This is a genomic window from Paraburkholderia diazotrophica (assembly GCF_038900755.1).
GTDB classification, from domain to species: Bacteria; Pseudomonadota; Gammaproteobacteria; order Burkholderiales; family Burkholderiaceae; genus Paraburkholderia; species Paraburkholderia diazotrophica_A.
The window spans coordinates 24,971-42,064 of record NZ_JBBPEN010000011.1; the positions used below are offsets into that span (position 1 = coordinate 24,971).

Sequence of the window (17,094 nt, forward strand, 5' to 3'; positions counted from 1 at the left end):
GGGCAAGCGAACGGTCGCAACAGGGATTTTCGCGCATCGTTGGACGGTCGGCGCGCGCGTTTCGTGTGTGTCTCGCATGTGTCCCGCGCGTACCCGTCGTTCGCGCCCCGTTCGCCGATTTGCGCATCCTTCAATTGCCGCTCGCCGTTGCGCGGCGGCCGCTTCGCAGCAGGTAGCATCCCGATGACTCCGCCTTCGAGCACTCTTTCGCGCGCCCTCGCTCGCGACGCCAACAACTTCGATCTCGTGCGACTGGTCGCCGCGTGCGCCGTCGTCTATTGCCATGCCTACGTCGTCCAGAGGACGGCCGCGACCGACGGCGTTGCGTCCGCGCTGGGATTCGACGGCGCGGGCAGTCTCGGCGTGTACGCGTTCTTTCTGCTGAGCGGACTGCTGGTCAGCGCGAGCTTCGACAGGCAACGCTCGGTGCCGCGCTTCATCGCGTTGCGTCTTGCGCGTCTGCTGCCGGCGCTGGTCGGCGCGTCGCTGGCGGCGATCTTTATCGTCGGGCCGATCTTCACGACGCTCACACCGCACGACTACTTTTCGTCGGGCGTCACGTGGCGCAATCTCGACTATTTCTCGACGCTCATCATGAAGCGCGGCTGGACGCTGCCGGGCGTGTTCGAGCACAACCGCTTCGCACGCGATGTGTGCGCGCCGCTATGGACGTTGCCGCTCGAAGTGCGCTGCTATCTGCTCGTGCTGGTCACGGGTGTGTTCGGTCTGCTGTCGACGCGCAAGGGCAGCCTGATCGCCGTGCTGCTCGCGGCGGCCGCGTTCTCGCTTCGCGTGAACGTCGCGGAGTTGCATATAGGCTGGCGCGATTTCGCGGAGAAGGCGGGCGGCTATTCGTTCTTCCCCGAGCCGTTCTTCTTTCTCGGCATGCTGCTGTATGGATGGCGCGAGCACGTCAACATCAACGGTCTGGCCGCGCTGGGACTGATGCTGGTGTATCTCGTGTTTCGCGATACGGCGGGCGCGCAAGCGCTGTTCTATCTCGCGTTCGTCTACGGACTGCTGTGGGTGAGCGTGACACCGGCGTTGCGCCGCTGGGTGCCGCGCCACGACTATTCGTACGCGATCTATCTGTATGGGTTCATGGTGCAGCAGTGCGTGGCGGCCCTCGCGCCGCGCATGCCGCCACTGCTGTCGATAGTGGTCAGCGCGCCGTTTATCGTTGCGTGCGCGGCGCTGTCGTCGCGCTGGATCGAGCGGCCCGCGATGAACGGGTGCCGCGCGTGGCTCGCACGCAGCGCGGCCCGCAAACGCGAGCGCAACGCGACGGCCGAAAGCTCGCCGACGACGGCAGCGGATCTGACCGTCCGCTGGCCGCCTTTCTGATGATGCGTTGATCCGCTGAGAGCACGCGCGCGGATGGCTTTGGCGATCGGCGCGATTCGACGAAAGAGGGCGTTTGTCGCGAGGCCCGTTCAGGCCTTGCCTGCCGCGCGCTCGGCGGCTTCGATCGTATTGACGAGCAGCATCGTGATCGTCATCGGGCCAACGCCGCCCGGCACCGGCGTGATATGGCCGGCCACTTCCTTGACGCTCGCGAAGTCGACGTCGCCGCACAGCTTGCCGAGGTCGTCGCGATTCATGCCGACGTCGATCACGGTTGCGCCGGGCTTCACCATGTCTGCGGTCAATGTGTTGCGCAGGCCCGTCGCGACCACGACGATATCGGCATGGCGGGTGTACGCGGCGATATCGCGCGTCTTGCTGTGGCAAACCGTCACTGTCGCGTTCGCCTGGAGCAGCAGCAGCGCCATCGGCTTGCCGACGATGTTCGAGCGCCCGATCACGACGGCGTTCGCGCCATTCAATTCGATGCCGTACGCTTCGAACATCTTCATCACGCCATACGGCGTGCACGGGCGAAAGAGCGGCTTGCCCGTCATCAGCGCGCCTGCGTTCGCGATGTGAAAGCCGTCGACGTCCTTCTCGGGCGCAATCGCTTCGATCACCTTGTGGCTGTCGATATGCGCGGGCAGCGGCAGTTGCACGAGAATGCCGTGAATCTTCGGATCGCGGTTGAGTTCGTCGATGCGCGCGAGCAGGTCCGCTTCCGTCATGCTCGCGGGATAGCGGTCGTAAGACGAGAAGAGTCCGTTGTCCTCGCAGGCTTTCACCTTGTTGCGGACGTAGACCTCGCTGGCGGGATTGTCGCCGACGAGCACGACGGCAAGACCGGGCTGATGTCCGCGGGCGGTGAGGGCGGCGGCGCGTGTGGCGACGCCGGCGCGCAGGGTCTTGGAAAGGGCGATGCCGTCGATCAGTTTGGCTGTCATGGTCGGTCGAGATACGGTGTTCGGAATGCGGGCGGGACGGGCAGGCGCGGGGCGGGTGATCACGTTGCCGCGCATGCAGCGCGTGCTGCGCGCGCGTTCGCGACATGCGCTCTCGCGCGGCCGTCGCGAATCGCACGGATGGCGCTCGGAGGCAGGAACAGGTCGCGTGCCGAAAAGCGCACGGCGCGAAAACCGCGCCGCAGCGAAGTTCGACATTATACCGTCGGGGATGGGATCGGTTGGCTTCGTGGATCAGCGCACTGGCCGCCGCCGGGTCAAGCGGCCAGTGCGACACGCGGTCGTCGGGAAGATTTCGATGTGCGTTCGAACTACGTTCAATGCGGGTTCAGGGCTGCGTCGCCGTCCACGACGAATCGGGATTGAACGACGTGATCGCGCTCGCCGCGCGCGACGTCTGCGCGCCGAGATTCTTCTCGTAGACCTGCCCGCTCTGGTTGACGATGAAGCTCATCACGCCTGTCTTGCCGTATTCCGCCGGCCACGCGACGAGGCCGAAGCCTTTCGACAGCGCGCCATCCTGCACGTAGTTCTGCGCGCCGCCCTCGGCGTTCGCGCCTTGCGACGTGAGGATGCGGTAGTGATAGCCGTTGTACGCTTCGCCCGGCGCGACCTGATGCGGCATCGTCGCGGCGAGCGGCCCGAGCGGGCTTTCGGGCTCGCCGGGCGCGGTGGCCCAGTAGAGTCCGTCGCGCTGGCCGGGCGAGCTGATGAACTTCTGCGCGTAGTGCTGCATCTGGCTTCGATAGTCGTTTTGCGCATCGACGTAGGCGAGCGATGTGAGTATCGCCGCGCGCTCGTTGCGGCCGATGCGGCGCGTGAGCATCTCGTCGGTGGCGGCGGGCGTATCGAACTGCCAGCCGCGCGCGCTCTGCACGATCGGAATCGGCAGCGTCCAGCCGTCGTTGCCGACGGCCAGATGCACGCTCTTGCGGCCGCGGCGCGGCGCCGGATCGTCGACGATCTGATGACCGTCCGCCCATTGCCCGAGGAACGCATAGATGTCGTCCTCGCCGATGTTGGTCGTCGGGATGTAGCGGCCGTAGTTCTTGCCGAGCACTTTCTCCATCGCCGGATGATCGTTCGTCGCGAGCGCGTCGGCAAACGCGCTGGCGGCCGCGTCGGGCGTCGGATAGACGGCTTGCGCAGCGGCAGTTTGCGCAGCGGCGCACAGCGTCACGGCGACGACGGCCGCGAGCGCGTTCGATGTGCGCGCAAACGGCGAGACGGTTGAACCGGATGGAACCTGTGAAACGGCAGCGCGCTGCGCAATCTCACGCGCGCAAAGCAGCGCGCGCGGTGCGCGGCGGGTCGAAATGCGGATCATGTGTGCCTCCTGTCGATCATTCGTGATCGTTCGCGACGGGTTGCGATTGCTCGTGACTGTTCTTGATCGTTCGCTCAGCGGCGATGGAACTGGCGTCCGCCGCCACCGCCCGCACCGCCGCCAAAACCGCCTCCGCCCCTGCCTGCGCCGCCGCCTCCGCTGAAGCCGCCGCCTGCCTGTCCTGCGCCGCCGGCCCCGAGCCGGCCGCCTCCCGCCTCGCCGCCGCCGAACTGCTGACCGCCTCCGCCCGCGCCGACACGATTGCTCGCGCCACCGTTGCTCGCGAGCGACTGACGGCTTGCCTGTCCGCGCTGCAAATCCTGACGCGAGCCCGCGCCATCGCCGGCGCCGCGCAATGCGTTGTCGCGGTTCAGGTTTTGCGCGCTGTTACGGATCTCGCCCGCGTTCGCGCCGCCTTGATGGATGTTCTGCACGCGCTGGCTCGCGTTGCCGCTCAGGTTCTGGCCGGTGCGGTTCTGCAGCGTCTGCTGTGCCTGCGCGCGCGATGCGTCGCGTCCGCGATATTGATCGCGCTGCGCGGCGAGGTTGTTGTTGATGTTGGCGTTGTTGCGATTGAAGTTCGCGTTGTTGCGGTTGACGTTCGCGTTGCGGTTCCAGTTCGACGTCGCAGTGTTCGAATTGATCCGGTTGTTGACGTTGACGTTGTTGTAACGATTGACGTTGATGTTGACGTCATGGTTGTTCCAGTTGAATCCGCCCCACAGCGAATTGACGACGGCCACGCCCGCGCCGAACGCAAGCCCTGCCGCGAAGCCCGACGCGATCGCGTAGCCGGGAGGGGGCGGCACATACACGGGCGGATAGGCGGGATAGGGCCACGCGCCGTAGACGACGGTCGGGTTGTACGTCGGCACGTAGACCACTTGCGGATTGGCCGGCTGGATCTGGATCGTGTTCTGCTCGACGATCACCTTCTGCTGCTCGGTCGTCTTCAGATTGCCTGCCGATTGCGCCTGCTTGCGCAGCCGCTGCACGGAGTCCATCACGTCGTTCGGCTGCGCGAGAAATGCGTTGCCGAGCTGCGTGACCCAGTCGGGCTTCGAGGCCATCGTCGCGAGCACCTGCGGGAACGCGACGAGCGATTGCACGCTCGGGTCCCATGGTTCCGATGCGACGGCCTTGACGGCATCGTCGCCCTTGTACTGCGTGTTCGACTTCGACCACGCGGCGGCCGCATCGACGTCCTGCGGAAAGGTCGATGCCATCAGCACCTGTGCGAGCAGCGCATCCGGGTAGAGGGCGATGGGCGCCGTCAGCGAATCGAGTTGCTGGCTCGAGATCTTCGCGGGTGTCTGCGCGATGGCGTCAACGGGTGCCACGCTGCCCGCAGCGAGCGGCATGCCCGCAAGCGCGGCGCAAAGCAGCCATGTGCGGGGCCGGTAGCGTTCGTATCGATTCACGGTGAGAACCTCCTTGCTGCGTTGTGAGCGCCGCGGGTGTCGGTCGAATCCGACGTGCCGCAACGCGTGTTGTGGCAATGGAGCGAATGGGGGAACGACGGTGTAAATCGACTGATAATAGAAGTGAGGTGCGGGCGCAAGCGCGATGTGAACCGGCGATGTGAGCGATGTATGTCGCGCGCATCGCAGCGGCGTTGATGACGGAAACTGCAACAGAGCGAGGATGACGCGTCAAAACGCGGCTCGTTGCGCGCTGCGATTTAGTCTGGATGTCTAACGAAAAGCGGCGTCGCGCGCGAAATGCGAGACGGCCGAGATGCGCGAGGGCGGGGTAAAGAGGGGAGTCGACGAAGGGCGCCGCGAATGCAGCGCCGCATGATGCGATCAACGATGCTTCGGACGCCCGCGCAAGATCCAGCGAAGAGCGGGCGAGGGCGCCGAACTGCGAGGCCGTCATCACATGATGACGCCCGCACGCCGCGCAGGGGCTATTGCGCCTGCTGCGGCTTGTTAGACAACGCGAGACGCAGCAGGTCGGCCACCGTGTTCACGTTGAGCTTTTCCATGATGTTTGCGCGGTGCGCTTCGACCGTCTTGATGCTGATGCCGAGATCGTCGGCGATCTGCTTGTTCAGGCGGCCCGCGATGATCCGCTCGAGCACCTGATGCTCGCGCGCCGTGAGCTTGCCGAGGCGCTCGGCGGCGGCGCGCTGCTGCTGGACGCTGGTGCTTTCGCTGCGCGCCTTGTCGAGCATGCGCTCGACGAGCTTGCGCAGTTCGGCTTCGTCGAACGGCTTTTCGATGAAGTCCATCGCGCCTTTCTTCATCGTCGACACGGCCATCGGCACGTCGCCGTGACCCGTCACGAAGATGATGGGCAGCAACGTGTTGTCGGCGATCAGGCGCTCCTGCAATTCGAGGCCGCTCATGCCCGACATCCGCACGTCGAGAATCAGGCACGCGATCTGGCCGGGATGCTGATGCGGCTGCCATGCGTCGAGGAACTGCTCCGCGGCGGAGAAGCATTGAACGCGATAGCCGTTCGCCTCCAGCAGCCAGCGCAGCGAATCTCGCACCGCTTCGTCGTCATCGACGACAAACACGGTTTCCTGTGTGGTAACTGGGGTGTTCATAGCTCTCCCGTAACGGTTTGTGGTGTCGGCGCCTCGGACCCGCCGTTGCTCGGGCCGTCAGGCTCTCCAATAGGCAGACTGCAATGGAAAGTGGCGCCCGTGATGTGGCCGTCGGACTCGACGTTGTTCACCACCCACAGGCGTCCGCGATGCGATTCGATGATCGAACGGCAAATGTTCAGCCCCATGCCCATGCCATCGGACTTGGTGCTGTAAAACGGTTCGAAGAGACGCTCGGCCGTGGCTTCGTCGACGCCCGGACCCTGGTCGACGACGCTGATGCACACGAAGCCGGAGTCGAGCCGCACGACCACGCGAATGACAGGGTCGACGGCATCGGGCCGCGCGTCGTGCATCGCTTCCGCGGCGTTTTTCAGCAGGTTCACGAGCACCTGCTCGATCAGCACTGGATCGACATAGATGACGGGCAGGCGCGAGCGCATGTCCGTCACGATGCGGATGCGGCGCTTGCGCGCTTCGATCTCGGCAAGACCCACGGCGTCGGCGACGATGTCGGCGACGCGGGTGGCCTGTCGTTTCGGTTCGCTGCGTTTCACGAATTCGCGGATGCGCTTGATGATCATGCCGGCCCGAACCGCCTGCTGCGCGGTCTTTTCGAGCACTGGTAACAGGTTGTCGGGAGTTGTCCGACCAGATTTAACCAGCGCCACGGTTCCAGAGCAATAGTTATTGATGGCCGCGAGAGGCTGGTTCAGCTCGTGCGCAAGCGACGATGCCATTTCGCCCATCGTCATCAGGCGGCTCGTGAATTGCAGCTTTTCGTCCTGCTGGCGCGCGAGTTCCTGCGCCTGCTTGCGCGTCGTGATGTCGGTTGCGATCTGCATCTGCGCGAGGTGGCCGTCGACCCACTGGATGTACTGCCGGCGCACTTCGAACCATTTCTGGATGCCTTGCACGTAGACTTCCTGCGCGTCGGCCGTGCTTTCGGTGAGCGCGGCGGCTGGCAGGCCCGCGAACGCGTCGACCATGTCGATCGAGTCCGACGACGCAGCGGAGCTGTCGAAGCTGCCGCCGCCCGCGAGTTCGAGATGACCGTCGGGACGGATGCCGAACAGATGCCGGTAATAGCGGTTCGCGAACAGCAGTTCGGCTTCGTCGGCGGCGAGCACGGAGACGGCGGCATCGAGGCTTTCGAGCACCGTCGTGAAGCGTTCGTGCGCGGCGGCGAGTTCTTCGCGCGCGCGCTTCGGCTCCGTGATGTCCGTCATCGACGACATCCAGCCCGTTTGCCGTCCCGAACTGTCGATCAGCGGCGATACGTACAGCCGCGCGTGGAAGAGCGACCCGTCCTTGCGGCGCACGCGCAACTCGAAGCCGGAAGAGGGCGCCTTGCCGCGCAGCGTCATGTCGAGCTGCCGCTGCATCTCCGGGTACGAATCGCGCGGCCAGTACGGGAACGGCGCGTTCTTGCCGACGAGATCGCTTTCGTCCCAGCCCGTCATCCGGCAGAACGCGGGATTCACGTGCGTGATCCGGCCGTGCATGTCGAGCACGCGCATGCCGATCAGCACGGAGTTTTCCATCGCACGCCTGAAGAACGCTTCGGCGTACAGCGCCTGCTGCGCCTCGAAGCGCTGGCGCGTGTGCTTCCACAGGCTCCACAGACTCCACAGCACGAAGCACGACAGCCCCGCGACCAGCCACACGAGCGTGTTGTTCGTGAAGTTGGTCATCTGCGGATACGCGTAGACGCGCACCGACACGCCTTGTCCGGGCGGATCGAGCGGCAGGTCGTAGTACGCGTCGCGCGGCAGGCGCGGGCGCGTCGACGTCGTGGCCAGTTCGCGGTTGTTGATGTCGATGATCGAGATCTTGTACTTCGCCGACAGCTCGGGCGGGATGTCGCGCTTCAGTATCCCTTCGATCGAGAACACGGCGGCGACCGTGCCAAGGAACTCGCGGTCGCGATAGACGGGGGTTTGCAACGTGATGTAGCCGTTGCCGACATCGTCGTACATCAGCGGCGAATAGACCTGGCGGCGCGTGTTGCGCGCTTCGGCGAACGCGGCCTTGACGGCCTCGTCCATCTGCTGGTCATTCGGCTTGGCGAGACGCTGGCCCAGGCCGGGCAGCGCATTGTTCGGCCAGCGCGGCTGCTGCGCGCTCGTGTACCAGTTCATGTAGAGGATCTCGGGATGCCCCTGCATGATGTCGGCCGTCGACACCTGGAAGGAATGCGGGTCTGCGTGACCGGAGACGAGATCGCGCGACAGCGCCTGCAACTGCTCCTGCGCGCCCGTCATCGACAGCCGGATCTGCTGCTGCGCCCACGCGACATTGCGGTAAAGCGTGTCTTCCTGCTGCTGCTGTTCGCGCCGGTTCAGGCTCCACAAAATCAGGCTCATGACGACCAGGAAAACGAGGATCGACAGGAGCGGCGTCAGCAAATAGGAGTTCGACCACCAGGGTCCGTGGTGCCAGCGAGAGGGCGACGAGTCCGCCGACGAACCGGCGGAGCGCGCCGAGCGTGCGAAAAGCCGATCGGTCAACATGGCTCGCATTGTAGCGCAGCGGCTGACACGCAATTGCCGCAAAAAAGCGATGAAAGTCGCGCAATTCGGCGCAAACTAGCCGACGTACTCGCTGATGGGCAGTCAAACCAGGGTGCGCCGCAACAATTTTCCGCATTATGAGAAACGCTCTCGTAATCTGAAAATTTCCTTGCGTAGGCGTTGTGGGCCTTATTACAATCGGCCGGAAGCTGCCGCGGTCGACGTTCGTCCGCGCCGCCTGTTCACAGTGCGTTCCCCATATCCAGGAGACGAGCATGTCCGCTGTACCCGACGAAGTCATGAAGTACGTCGCCAATGCCAAAGACGATGGCGACCCGCAAGAAACCGCCGAATGGCTCGAAGCGCTAGATGGCGTGATTTCTGCTGTCGGTCCCGACCGCGCGCACTACCTCATCGAGAAGCAGATCGAATTTGCGCGCGTGCATGGCGAGCATCTGCCGTTCTCCGCCAACACCCCGTACATCAACACGATTCCCGTCGCGAACCAGGCGAAGATCCCCGGCGACCAGGACATCGAGCACCGCATCCGCTCGTACACGCGCTGGAACGCGATGGCGATGGTGCTGCGCGCCGGCAAGGAAACCAACGTCGGCGGCCATATCGCATCGTTCGCGTCGGCTGCGACGCTGTACGACGTCGGCTTCAACCACTTCTGGCACGCGCCGTCCAAAGATCACGGCGGCGACCTCGTGTTCGTCCAGGGCCACTCGTCGCCGGGCGTCTACTCGCGCGCGTTCCTGCTGGGCCGCCTGTCCGACAAGCAGCTCGACAATTTCCGCCAGGAAGTGGGCGGCGAGGGCATCTCGTCGTATCCGCACCCGTGGCTGATGCCCGACTTCTGGCAGTTCCCGACGGTGTCGATGGGTCTCGGCCCGATCATGGCGATCTACCAGGCGCGCTTCATGAAGTACCTGGAGGCGCGCGGCATCGCGAAGACGGACGGCCGCAAGGTGTGGGCGTTCCTCGGCGACGGCGAAACGGATGAGCCCGAATCGCTCGGCGCCATCGGCATGGCCGGCCGCGAGCGTCTCGACAACCTCGTGTTCGTGATCAACTGCAACCTGCAACGCCTCGACGGTCCCGTGCGCGGCAACGGCAAGATCATCCAGGAACTGGAAAGCGAATTCCGCGGCGCGGGCTGGAACGTCATCAAGGTGATCTGGGGCAGCCGCTGGGACGCGCTCTTCGCACGCGACAAGTCGGGCGCGCTGATGCGCCGGATGATGGAAGTCGTCGACGGCGAATACCAGACGTACAAGTCGGAGTCGGGCGCGTTTGTCCGCGAGCACTTCTTCAACACGCCTGAACTGAAGGCGCTCGTCGCCGACTGGTCCGACGATGACATCTGGAACCTGAACCGCGGCGGTCACGATCCGCACAAGATCTACGCGGCATTCCACGCCGCGACGCAGAAGAAGGGCCAGCCGACCGTGATCCTCGCGAAGACGATCAAGGGCTACGGCATGGGCGAAGCCGGCCAGGCGATGAACATCACCCACCAGCAGAAGAAGATGCAGGTGGAGGCGCTCAAGCACTTCCGCGACCAGTTCCGTCTGCCCGTCTCGGACGAGGAGATCGCGCACGTGCCGTACCTCACGTTCGAGGAAGGCTCGAAGGAACTCGAATACATGCGCGCCCGCCGCCAGGAACTGGGCGGGTATCTGCCGGCGCGCCGCCAGAAGGCGGAATCGCTGCCCGTCCCGGCGCTCGACGCATTCGAGCCGCTCCTGAAGGGCACGGGAGAAGGCCGCGAGATTTCGACGACGATGGCGTTCGTTCGCATCCTCAACATCCTGTTGAAGGACAAGGCGATCGGCAAGCGCGTCGTGCCCATCGTGCCGGACGAGTCGCGTACGTTCGGCATGGAGGGTCTCTTCCGCCAGATCGGCATCTGGAATCAGGATGGGCAGAAGTACGTGCCGGAAGATTCCGACCAGCTGATGTTCTACAAGGAATCGGAAACCGGCCAGATCCTGCAGGAAGGCATCAACGAAGCGGGCGGCATGTCGGACTGGATCGCAGCGGCGACGTCGTACTCGACGCACGGCGAGATCATGATCCCGTTCTACATCTTCTACTCGATGTTCGGCTTCCAGCGCATCGGCGATCTGGCGTGGGCGGCGGGCGACATGCGTTCGCGCGGCTTCCTGCTGGGCGGCACGGCAGGCCGCACGACACTCAACGGCGAAGGCCTGCAACACGAAGACGGCCACTCGCTGCTGTGGGCGGCATCCGTGCCGAACTGCATCAGCTATGACCCGACGTTCGGCTACGAACTCGCCGTCATCATGCAGGACGGTCTGCGCCGCATGGTGCAGGAGCAGGAAGACGTGTTCTATTACGTCACGGTGATGAACGAGAACTACGAGCACCCGGCGATTCCGCAGGGCGAGAGCGTGGCGAAGGACATCATCAAGGGCATGTACGCGTTCCGCAAGGGCGCGGACAACGCGAAGGCGCCGCGCGTGCAGCTGATGGGCGCGGGCACGATCTTCAATGAAGTTATCGCCGCCGCCGACCTGCTGAAGAACGACTGGGGCGTCGAGGCCGACCTGTGGAGCGTGCCGAGCTTCACGGAGCTCGCTCGCGAAGGCCACGAAGTGCAGCGTCAGAACCTGCTGAACCCGCTGGCTGAAAAGAAGTTGTCGCACGTCGAGACGCTGCTGAAGGACGCGAAGGGCCCCGTCGTTGCCTCGACCGACTATGTCCGCGCGCTCGTCGAGCAGATCCGCGCATTCGTGCCGCAACGCTTCGTCGTGCTGGGCACCGACGGCTTCGGCCGTTCGGACACGCGCGAGAAGCTGCGTCACTTCTTCGAAGTCGACCGCTACTGGACTACGGTTGCTGCGCTGAACGCGCTGGCCGATGAGGGTACGATCGAGCGCAAGGTCGTGGCCGACGCGCTGAAGAAGTACAACCTCGATCCGTCCAAACCCAACCCGATGACCGTCTAAGGCATCGCCCCCGCGAGCCCCTGACGCGCACCTCGTCGCCCGAAGCGGGCGGCCGAGGTGCGCGCGGCCCTGGAGACAGAAAACAATGAGCCAAGCGATCGAAGTCAAGGTACCGGACATCGGCGATTACAAGGACATTCCTGTAATCGAGGTGCTGGTGAAGGCGGGTGATACCGTCGAGAAAGAGCAGTCGCTCGTCACGCTGGAATCCGACAAGGCGACGATGGATGTGCCGAGCCCGGCGTCGGGCACGGTGAAGGAAGTGAAGGTCAAGCTTGGCGATACGGTGTCGGAAGGCACGCTGATCGTGCTGCTCGACGGCGAAGGCGGCGCGGCTGCCGCGAAGCCCGCGCAAGGCAATGGAGCGGCCGCACCCGCGCCTGCACCGGCTTCCGCCGCTGCACCGGCTCCCGCTCCCGCTGCCGCATCGAAGGGCGGCGGCGTGCAGGAAATCAAGGTGCCGGACATCGGCGACTACAAGGACGTGCCCGTGATCGAAGTCGCCGTGAAGGTCGGCGACCGCGTCGAAAAGGAGCAGTCGCTCGTCACGCTCGAATCGGACAAGGCGACGATGGATGTGCCGAGCCCGGCCGCCGGCGTCGTCAAGGAAGTGAAGGTCAAGGTTGGCGACAACGTGTCCGAAGGCACGCTGATCGTGCTGCTCGAAGCCGAGGGCGCCGTCGCTGCGCCGGCTCCCGCGCCCGCTGCCGCGAAGCGCGAAGAAGCGCCATCGGACGCGCCCGTCGCGCCGTCGCCGGCTCCCGCTCAACCGTCCGCGCTCGCGCAGGCGCCCGTCATTCCCGCAGGCGAAGGCGGCGCGTATCGCGCGAGCCATGCGTCGCCGTCGGTGCGCAAGTTCGCGCGCGAACTGGGCGTCGATGTGTCGCGCGTGCAAGGCACGGGTCCGAAGGGACGCATTACGCAGGACGACGTCACCGCGTTCGTCAAGGGCGTCATGACGGGCCAGCGCGCGGCGCCCGCTGCGGCTGCCGCGCCGGCTGCGGCGGGCGGCGGCGAGCTCGGCCTGCTGCCGTGGCCGAAGATCGACTTCACGAAGTTCGGCCCGATCGATCCGAAGCCGCTGTCGCGCATCAAGAAGATTTCCGGCGCGAACCTGCACCGCAACTGGGTGATGATTCCGCACGTCACGAACAACGACGAAGCAGACATCACCGACCTCGAAGCGCTGCGCGTCCAACTGAACAAGGAGCACGAAAAGGCGGGCGTGAAATTCACGATGCTCGCGTTCGTGATCAAGGCCGTCGTCGCGGCGCTCAAGAAGTTCCCGACGTTCAATGCGAGCCTCGACGGCGACAACCTGGTGTTCAAGCAGTACTACCACGTCGGGTTCGCCGCCGATACGCCGAACGGTCTCGTCGTGCCCGTGATCCGCGATGCGGACAAGAAGGGTCTCGTCGATATCGCGAAGGAGATGTCGGAGCTGTCGAAGCTCGCTCGCGAGGGCAAGCTCAAGCCCGACCAGATGCAAGGTGGCTGCTTCTCGATTTCGTCGCTCGGTGGCATCGGCGGCACGCACTTCACGCCGATCATCAATGCGCCTGAAGTCGCGATCCTGGGCCTGTCGCGCAGCGCGATGAAGCCGGTCTGGGACGGCAAGCAGTTCGTGCCGCGCCTGACGCTGCCGCTGTCGCTGTCGTATGACCATCGGGTGATCGACGGTGCGGAAGCCGCGCGCTTCAATGCGTATCTCGGGTCGATTCTTGCCGATTTCCGGCGTGTGATTCTTTGATTGTTGATGTGATGGCCGTCGCCTGAACCTCGCGTCGATGCGTTCGTTCAGGCGCGTTCGCTGGATCTGCGTTGCCGTCCCGCCTTGCTGGCGGACGGCATCGGGCCTGCGCTTCGTGTCGCGGGTTCGGCGTTTTGGCGGCCTTCTTTCAACACGGTCAATAAGAGAAGGGGACACTATGAGTCTCGTCGAAGTGAAGGTGCCGGACATCGGCGATTTCAAGGACGTCGATGTCATCGAAGTCAATATCAAGCCGGGTGACACGATCGAAAAAGAGCAGTCGCTGTTGACGCTCGAATCGGATAAGGCATCGATGGAAGTGCCGAGCGACACGGCCGGCTCCGTCAAGGAAGTCCGCATCAAGGCCGGCGACAAGGTCTCGCAGGGCACCGTCATCGCCGTCGTCGAAACGTCCGGCGAAGCGAAAGCCGGCAAGGAACCGGAGAAGGCCGCACCTGCGCCTGCTGCTGCTTCGACGGCAGGCGGCGGCGTGCAGGAAATCAAGGTGCCGGATATCGGCGACTACAAGGACGTGCCCGTCATCGAGATCGCTGTGAGGGCCGGCGACCGCGTCGAGAAGGAGCAGTCGCTCGTCACGCTCGAATCGGACAAGGCGACGATGGACGTGCCGAGCCCCGCGGCTGGCGTGGTCAAGGAAGTGAAGGTAAAGGTCGGCGATACCGTGTCCGAAGGAACCGTGCTCGTGCTGCTCGAAGGCGCGGGCGCTCCTGCGGCTGCACCGAAGGCGGCGGCGCCTGCACCGGCTGCAGCATCGGCTCCCGCCGCTGCGCCTGCGCCGCAAGCAGGCAGCTATTCCGGCTCGGCGGATATCGAGTGCGACATGCTCGTGCTCGGCGCGGGTCCCGGCGGTTACTCGGCCGCGTTCCGCTCGGCCGACCTCGGCATGAAGACGGTGCTCGTCGAGCGCTACCCGACGCTCGGCGGCGTGTGCCTGAATGTCGGCTGCATTCCGTCGAAGGCACTGTTGCACACGGCGCTCGTCATCGATGAAGCGGAAGAGCTCGCATCGCACGGCATCTCGTTCGGCAAGCCGCAGATCGATCTCGACAAGCTGCGCGACTTCAAGTCGGGCGTCGTCAAGAAGCTGACGGGCGGTCTCGCCGGCATGGCGAAGGCGCGCAAGGTCGAAGTCGTCACGGGCGTCGGCACGTTCGTCGATCCGCATCATATGGAAGTGCAGGGCGAGAGCGGCAAGAAGGTCGTGCGCTTCAAGCAGGCGATCATCGCGGCCGGTTCGCAGGCCGTGAAGCTGCCGTTCATTCCGGAAGATCCGCGCGTCGTCGATTCGACGGGCGCGCTCGAACTGCGCCAGATTCCGAAGCGCATGCTCGTGATCGGCGGCGGCATCATCGGGCTGGAAATGGCGACGGTTTATGCGACGCTCGGCGCGCAGATCGACGTCGTCGAAATGCTCGACGGCCTGATGCTGGGCGCGGACCGCGATCTGGTGAAGGTCTGGGAGAGGTTCAACAGCAAGCGTTTCGCCAATGTGATGCTCAAGACGAAGACCACGGCCGCCGAAGCGAAGGCCGACGGCATCTACGTGTCGTTCGAAGGCGAGAAGGCGCCTGCCGAGCCGCAGCGCTACGACCTGGTGCTCGTCGCCGTGGGCCGCAGCCCGAACGGCAAGAAGATCGGCGCGGACAAGGCGGGCGTGGCCGTGACGGATCGCGGCTTCATCGAAGTCGACAAGCAGCAGCGCACGAACGTGCCGCACATCTTCGCGATCGGCGATATCGTCGGCCAGCCGATGCTCGCGCACAAGGCCGTGCATGAAGGCCACGTCGCGGCGGAAGCGGCGCGCGGCGAGAAGGCGTACTTCGACGCGTTGCAGATTCCGTCGGTGGCCTACACCGATCCGGAAGTGGCCTGGGCAGGCAAGACGGAAGACCAGTGCAAGGCCGAAGGCATCAAGTACGGCAAGGCGGTGTTCCCGTGGGCCGCGTCGGGCCGAGCGATCGCCAATGGCCGCGACGAAGGCTTCACGAAGCTGATCTTCGACGAAGAGACGCATCGCGTGATCGGCGGCGGCATCGTCGGTCTGAACGCGGGCGATCTGATCAGCGAAGTGTGTCTCGCGATCGAAATGGGCGCGGATGCAACGGATATCGGCAAGACGATCCATCCGCATCCGACGCTCGGCGAATCGATCGGCATGGCCGCCGAATTGTATGAAGGCGTCTGTACGGATCTGCCGCCGCAAAAGAAGAAGTGAGCGGCACGCGGCGTGAACTCGTCACGCCGCTTTCGCGATCGGCGCATGTGACAACGGCGCGTCCCTCTTTCGAGGGGCGCGCCGTTTTTCATGGCGTCGCGTTGGCGTCGCGATTGCCGCCGTCGCGCGGTCGCATCTTGCACGAAACGCACGATGACGCAGATGGCAAAGCGAACGCTCAGCGAGCGGACAAAAAAATCCCGGCCTGAGCCGGGGAAACGATACGCTGTTTAACGTATCGGAGCGTCTGGCCGCCCGGTCGCCGAAGCATTGACCGTGCGGCGCCATTCCGTTCCGCCAGTCACTTCGACAGTGTTTCTCGCGGCTGCGCCTCGACGGATGCCGGAGCATCCGTCAGGCGCGGGTGAGGCCCGATCCGTTGAAACCGTTTCGTTGATTCTCAGACAGCAGCCTTCTTGGCCGATGCTGCCGTACGCGAAGCCTGAGCAGCAGCTTGCGAAGCGGCCTTCGATGCAGCCGTTGCAGCCGCGTTGAAGTTGCTTTCAGCGATTTCGACAGCTTGCTTCGTTGCCTTGTGAACCGTTTCGTACGTCGTGTTAGCAGCGGTGATGGCCGACTTGATCACGGCGACAGCCGTTTCCGAACCAGCCGGTGCGTTCTTCGCGACGTTCTCGACGAGCGCTTGCACCTTCTTGTTCTGCTCTTCGTATTGAGCTTCAGCGACACGTGCGAATTCCGCTTGCGTAGCCGATGCGATTTCGTACAGGTGACGGCCATACGACAGAACCTTTTCTGCCACCGGCTGCGTCAGGCCCGCTTGCAGCGCGAGCAGTTCTTGCGCGTCCTTCACTGACAGCGCGCGTTGTGCGTTTTCCTGGCTTTCCGCGATCGTCGACTTGACGACTTGCAGATTCAGCTCGACCAGCTTTTCGACGCCTTCAAATGCCTTCGAGGTCAGGCCGAACAGGGTTTCGAGGTTTGCCTTCTGCGCTGCGGCGAATTGCTCAGGGGTCAGCAGAGTCATGTTTACGCTCCTGGATTACCGGCCCGTCTATTGCGGACCGAGTTGGGTTAACTGCAGATCGGATGAGTTCGCTGGTCCGCAGTGCGTTGTGCGTCGCAGCAACGGTTCCCATTTTAGGACGGCGCCGATGGAAGTCAAGAACTATTTTGTGCAACGCACAACGCATGGAAACTGCTGTTAAAACAGTAGGTTATGTAGCGTTTATGACATTGCGGTGAAGCGCCCGCACACTAGGGTTTGCACTGATGTGGTGCCGCAAAATACGCGCTCTCCCAAGCCGTGAAAGGCGGCGACAAGCCAGCGGCGCATTTTTGGTCGAAAAGGTAAAATTCTCAGGTAAACCGAAAACCGTAGCGGAACGTTAAAACTCCATTCCGGTCGAACGCGCGATGTGCTGTTTCCAGTAATCGCTTAAAAGCCGGCGGCTTGCGGTGTCTGCGGAACG

At 64.2% G+C, this 17,094-nt stretch carries 10 protein-coding genes; 4 read left to right on the top strand and 6 right to left on the bottom strand.

Features of this window, described 5'->3' with window-relative positions; all coding sequences use genetic code 11:
* The first annotated feature begins 183 nt into the window (after positions 1–183).
* The gene (locus AABE10_RS28480; protein ID WP_342936550.1) at positions 184–1,344 is read left to right on the top strand and encodes an acyltransferase; all 1,161 of its coding nucleotides are present in this window, start codon (positions 184–186) and stop codon (positions 1,342–1,344) included.
* A gap of 89 nt (positions 1,345–1,433) precedes the next feature.
* On the opposite strand, the gene folD is transcribed toward AABE10_RS28480, so the two are convergent.
* The 5 genes from folD to fixL form a co-directional block, all read right to left on the bottom strand.
* Positions 1,434–2,291 carry a bifunctional methylenetetrahydrofolate dehydrogenase/methenyltetrahydrofolate cyclohydrolase FolD gene (folD, locus tag AABE10_RS28485; protein ID WP_342936551.1) on the bottom strand — a complete coding sequence of 286 codons (858 nt, stop codon included), beginning with the start codon at positions 2,289–2,291 and terminating at the stop codon, positions 1,434–1,436.
* A 346-nt stretch (positions 2,292–2,637) separates the two neighbouring features.
* The gene (locus AABE10_RS28490) at positions 2,638–3,636 is read right to left on the bottom strand and encodes a DUF2950 domain-containing protein (protein WP_342936552.1); all 999 of its coding nucleotides are present in this window, start codon (positions 3,634–3,636) and stop codon (positions 2,638–2,640) included.
* 74 nt (positions 3,637–3,710) lie between these two features.
* Positions 3,711–5,057: a DUF3300 domain-containing protein gene (locus AABE10_RS28495; RefSeq protein ID WP_428983404.1), complete on the bottom strand. Its 1,347-nt coding sequence runs from the start codon at positions 5,055–5,057 to the stop codon at positions 3,711–3,713.
* 488 nt (positions 5,058–5,545) lie between these two features.
* Positions 5,546–6,190 carry an oxygen response regulator transcription factor FixJ gene (gene fixJ / locus AABE10_RS28500; RefSeq protein WP_090864927.1) on the bottom strand — a complete coding sequence of 215 codons (645 nt, stop codon included), beginning with the start codon at positions 6,188–6,190 and terminating at the stop codon, positions 5,546–5,548.
* Complete coding sequence (gene fixL / locus AABE10_RS28505; RefSeq protein WP_342936553.1) at positions 6,187–8,703, bottom strand: oxygen sensor histidine kinase FixL; 2,517 nt, start codon at positions 8,701–8,703, stop codon at positions 6,187–6,189. The genes fixJ and fixL overlap by 4 nt, the downstream gene beginning before the upstream one ends.
* Before the next feature lie 275 nt (positions 8,704–8,978).
* Here fixL and aceE point away from each other — a divergent pair, with 275 nt between their 5' ends.
* The 3 genes from aceE (at position 8,979) to lpdA (ending at position 15,664) form a co-directional block, all read left to right on the top strand.
* Positions 8,979–11,678: a pyruvate dehydrogenase (acetyl-transferring), homodimeric type gene (aceE, locus tag AABE10_RS28510; protein WP_342936554.1), complete on the top strand. Its 2,700-nt coding sequence runs from the start codon at positions 8,979–8,981 to the stop codon at positions 11,676–11,678.
* Between the two features lie 85 nt (positions 11,679–11,763).
* Complete coding sequence (aceF, locus tag AABE10_RS28515; RefSeq protein WP_342936555.1) at positions 11,764–13,428, top strand: dihydrolipoyllysine-residue acetyltransferase; 1,665 nt, start codon at positions 11,764–11,766, stop codon at positions 13,426–13,428.
* A 178-nt stretch (positions 13,429–13,606) separates the two neighbouring features.
* Entirely contained in the window at positions 13,607–15,664 is a 2,058-nt protein-coding gene (lpdA, locus tag AABE10_RS28520; RefSeq protein ID WP_342936556.1) for a dihydrolipoyl dehydrogenase, read from the top strand.
* A 400-nt stretch (positions 15,665–16,064) separates the two neighbouring features.
* On the opposite strand, the gene AABE10_RS28525 is transcribed toward lpdA, so the two are convergent.
* Positions 16,065–16,649, bottom strand: coding sequence for a phasin family protein (locus AABE10_RS28525; RefSeq protein WP_012400861.1), 585 nt, complete (start codon positions 16,647–16,649; stop codon positions 16,065–16,067).
* Positions 16,650–17,094 lie beyond the last annotated feature (445 nt).

Coding starts and splice junctions, on each gene's coding strand:
- AABE10_RS28480 (WP_342936550.1), top strand. CDS start 184: ATGACTCCGCCTTCGAGCACTCTTTCGCGCGCCCTCGCTCGCGACGCC.
- fixL (WP_342936553.1), bottom strand. CDS start 8,703: ATGTTGACCGATCGGCTTTTCGCACGCTCGGCGCGCTCCGCCGGTTCG.
- aceE (WP_342936554.1), top strand. CDS start 8,979: ATGTCCGCTGTACCCGACGAAGTCATGAAGTACGTCGCCAATGCCAAA.
- folD (WP_342936551.1), bottom strand. CDS start 2,291: ATGACAGCCAAACTGATCGACGGCATCGCCCTTTCCAAGACCCTGCGC.
- AABE10_RS28490 (WP_342936552.1), bottom strand. CDS start 3,636: ATGATCCGCATTTCGACCCGCCGCGCACCGCGCGCGCTGCTTTGCGCG.
- fixJ (WP_090864927.1), bottom strand. CDS start 6,190: ATGAACACCCCAGTTACCACACAGGAAACCGTGTTTGTCGTCGATGAC.
- lpdA (WP_342936556.1), top strand. CDS start 13,607: ATGAGTCTCGTCGAAGTGAAGGTGCCGGACATCGGCGATTTCAAGGAC.
- aceF (WP_342936555.1), top strand. CDS start 11,764: ATGAGCCAAGCGATCGAAGTCAAGGTACCGGACATCGGCGATTACAAG.
- AABE10_RS28525 (WP_012400861.1), bottom strand. CDS start 16,649: ATGACTCTGCTGACCCCTGAGCAATTCGCCGCAGCGCAGAAGGCAAAC.